Below are 2035 nucleotides of genomic sequence, written 5' to 3' on the forward strand. Positions count from 1 at the left end.
CCCACCCGCCCGCCGACGGGCCGGAGCGCTCCCCCCGAGCGGCTGCGACCGGCCTGCCGGGTGGCGGGCGTCCCCAGCGGCCGCATCACCGCGCGCCGTTGCGGACGTACTGTCGACAGCGAGCGATCACCGTACGGGAACGTGGACGCCCCGATGCGGGTGCAGGGGCCTACGGGTCGCCGAGAAGCTGGACAGAGCAGACGAGTGTGAGGCGGAACGCCGGTGATCCGGGTAGTGGTGGTGGACGACGAGGCACTGGTGCGGTCCGGGTTCGAACTGATCCTGAACGCCTCCGACGGCATCCGGGTCGTGGCGACCGCGGCGGGAGCGCAGGCCGCCGACGTGATCCGGCGCGAACACCCCGACGTCGTGCTCCTCGACATCCGCATGCCGGACGTGGACGGCCTGACCGTCCTGAGGGAGATCCAGACGCTGCCCGAGCCGCCGACGGTGGCCATGCTGACCACCTTCGACACCGACGAGTACATCCTGACCGCGCTGCGCTCGGGAGCCGCGGGCTTCCTCCTCAAGGACACCGAGCCCGAACAACTCGCCCAGCTCGTACGCACCCTGGCCGCCGGCGGGGTGGTGATGTCCCCGAAGGCCTCGCGGGCTCTGCTGCGCGGCCATCCGGGGGCGGGCGCGCCCCAGGACGCGGAGGCGGCCCGCGTGAGACTGCTCAGCGACCGCGAACGTGACGTCCTCGTCCTGATCGCGGAAGGACTCTCCAACGCCGACATCGGCGCCCGCATCCATCTGAGCGCGGGCACCGTCAAGGACCACGTCAGCTCGATCCTGACCAAGCTGAGGGTCTCCAGCCGCGTCCAGGCGGCGCTCCTCGCGGAGCGCGCCGGACTGCTCAGCGGCCACGGCGCGGACACGGCACGGGACCGCCGGTGATGAGCACCGGTCAGGCGCTGTGGCGGCGGGTGCCGCCCTGGGCCGTCAGCACGGGCCTCGTCGTGCTCGCCGCGCTCGACGCCTGGATCAACCTCTACGGCGAGGCGACACCGTTCATGTGGGCCTGCGCCGCCCTCGGCTGCGCCGGACTGTTCCTGCGCAGACGCTTCCCCCTGACGGTCTTCCTGCTGACCCTGCCCATGACCCTGTTCATGGACGTGGCGGTCGCGCCGCTCTCCGCCCTGTACACACTGGCCACGCGCACCCGCAACCGCCCGCTGCTGGCCGGCTGCGCCCTGCTGAACACGGCCGCGTGCACCCTCGTCTGGCCCCTGTCCGACACGTTCCCCGGCGACCGGACCTGGACGCTCGTCCAGTTCGTCTACACGCTGGCCACGGCCTTCGCCCCGATCCTGTTCGGCCAGCTCGTGCAGGCCGGACACGACGTGGCCCGCCAGCTCGTGGAGGTCGAGGTGGCCCGCGAGCACGAACGCGCCCTGTACGCCCAGACCGTCCTCGCCCGCGAACGCGCCCAACTGGCCCGCGAGATGCACGACGTCGTCTCGCACCAGGTCAGCCTGATCGCCGTGCAGGCCGGAGCCCTCCAGGTCGCCGCCAAGGACCCCGACGCACGCGACGCCGCCCGCACCATCCGCACCCTGAGCGTGAACACCCTCGACGAACTCCGCCACATGGTCACCCTGCTGCGCGCCTCCGGCGGCAGGGAGACCGAGCTCACCCCCCAGCCCACCCTCGCCGACCTCCAGCAGCTGATCGCCAACAGCGGCATCGAGACCACCCTGACCGGCGGACTCCCGCCCGGCATCAGCACGACCGCCCAACGCACCGTCTACCGCACGGTCCAGGAAGCCCTCACGAACGTACGCAAACACGCCCCCGGCGCCCGCGCCGAGGTACGCCTGTGGCACGACGCGCGGCACTACGGCGTCACCGTCACCAACACCGCCCCCACCCGCCCCTCCGTCGCCCTGCCCAGCGCCCGGCACGGCCTGATCGGCCTGAGAGAACGCGCCGAACTGCTCGACGGCACCCTCACCGCCGAACCCACCCCGCAGGGCGGATACACGACGGAGCTACGGGCCCCCACCCGGCCCGCCTGAGCACCACCCGCCCG

Annotated in this window: 2 protein-coding genes; both read left to right on the forward strand. The window is 72.6% G+C overall.

The genetic code is table 11. The annotated features are described in order from the left end of the window. The first annotated feature begins 234 nt into the window (after positions 1-234). Positions 235-900, forward strand: a complete 666-nt coding sequence (locus IE239_RS41265; protein WP_190154578.1) for a response regulator — start codon at positions 235-237, stop codon at positions 898-900. Further along, on the forward strand, positions 900-2021 hold the full coding sequence (locus IE239_RS41270) for a sensor histidine kinase (protein WP_190154577.1): 1122 nt from the start codon (positions 900-902) through the stop codon (positions 2019-2021). Before IE239_RS41265 ends, IE239_RS41270 begins: the two co-directional genes overlap by 1 nt. Positions 2022-2035 lie beyond the last annotated feature (14 nt).

It is taken from the genome of Streptomyces humidus (assembly GCF_014649655.1).
In the GTDB taxonomy this organism is placed as follows: domain Bacteria; phylum Actinomycetota; class Actinomycetes; order Streptomycetales; family Streptomycetaceae; genus Streptomyces; species Streptomyces humidus.

Coding starts and splice junctions, on each gene's coding strand:
- IE239_RS41270 (WP_190154577.1), top strand. CDS start 900: ATGAGCACCGGTCAGGCGCTGTGGCGGCGGGTGCCGCCCTGGGCCGTC.